The following is a 772-nucleotide window of genomic DNA, read 5'->3' as shown; positions in this document are numbered from 1 at the left end:
GTTTTTCTACAGCTTCAACGCTGGAATTAAGCGGCGGCGCAGCCGTCCGCTTGGATGAACGGTTAGGCAGCGACGCGCGCAGTGGCCTACTGCGCAGGTTGCACCGATCAGTCGTAATCTACATGACTCAGCAAACCTTGGCATTCCTGGCAGCGGAAGACGTATACACCGACCGAGCCCCCGTCCAGGTCCTGCAAGCTGATAGGCAATTGGATCCCCAGCTGTGAGGCGAGGCCGTCAAGTATGTCTTGAGGTGGCGCCCCAATCTGGGGCACGAACTTTGCAAGTGAAAGGCTGTTGAGCGTGCCTGCAAACACGGCGGGCCTGCCACAACAGAAAAGCCATTGCTCTCCCTGCCACGTATGGTACTTCGGGGTGCGAATTAGCTCTTCGAGGTCCTGAGGGGCACACTTGACGCTGTACCAGTGCTCATCTGGAAATGCGGGATCAAGAGGGTGAGCAACCAGCGGCAGATCCGGGAGCTTCTCCGGGTCTAGCGGGACGCCGTGGGTCATGCCGGTCCGCGCGTCCTCCGGGCGCACCATGCCGTATTCCGTGTTCATCGTGTGTCCGCTGGCCCGGAAGCAGTCATAGCATTTCTTTGCGAGGAGTAATGGGGCTGTGGCCGCACAGCGCGAGCAAACGCCAGGCTCCTCCACGATTGCTTCCTCCACTGGGCCCTGGAAGAGCGGAAAGTCCAGACCGATGTCCGTGAATGTTGGCATGGGGTACCGAGAAAGTTTGCAGAGCGGCCTAAACGCTTAGCGTTTAT

At 59.1% G+C, this 772-nt stretch carries 1 protein-coding gene; it reads right to left on the bottom strand.

The genetic code is table 11. From position 1 onward, the window contains the following. Window positions 1-107: 107 nt before the first annotated feature. Window positions 108-563, bottom strand: coding sequence for a CbrC family protein (locus tag UU7_RS17185; RefSeq protein WP_162098662.1), 456 nt, complete (start codon window positions 561-563; stop codon window positions 108-110). Window positions 564-772: the final 209 nt, after the last annotated feature.

Origin of the sequence: Rhodanobacter spathiphylli B39, assembly GCF_000264295.1 — a bacterium.
In the GTDB taxonomy this organism is placed as follows: domain Bacteria; phylum Pseudomonadota; class Gammaproteobacteria; order Xanthomonadales; family Rhodanobacteraceae; genus Rhodanobacter; species Rhodanobacter spathiphylli.
Note: the sequence above shows the minus strand (reverse complement) of the source record. Positions and strands in the feature narration are given on the sequence as shown.

Bases quoted from the DNA above. Each gene is read 5' to 3' on its own strand.
- UU7_RS17185 (WP_162098662.1), bottom strand. From the start codon at position 563: ATGAACACGGAATACGGCATGGTGCGCCCGGAGGACGCGCGGACCGGC.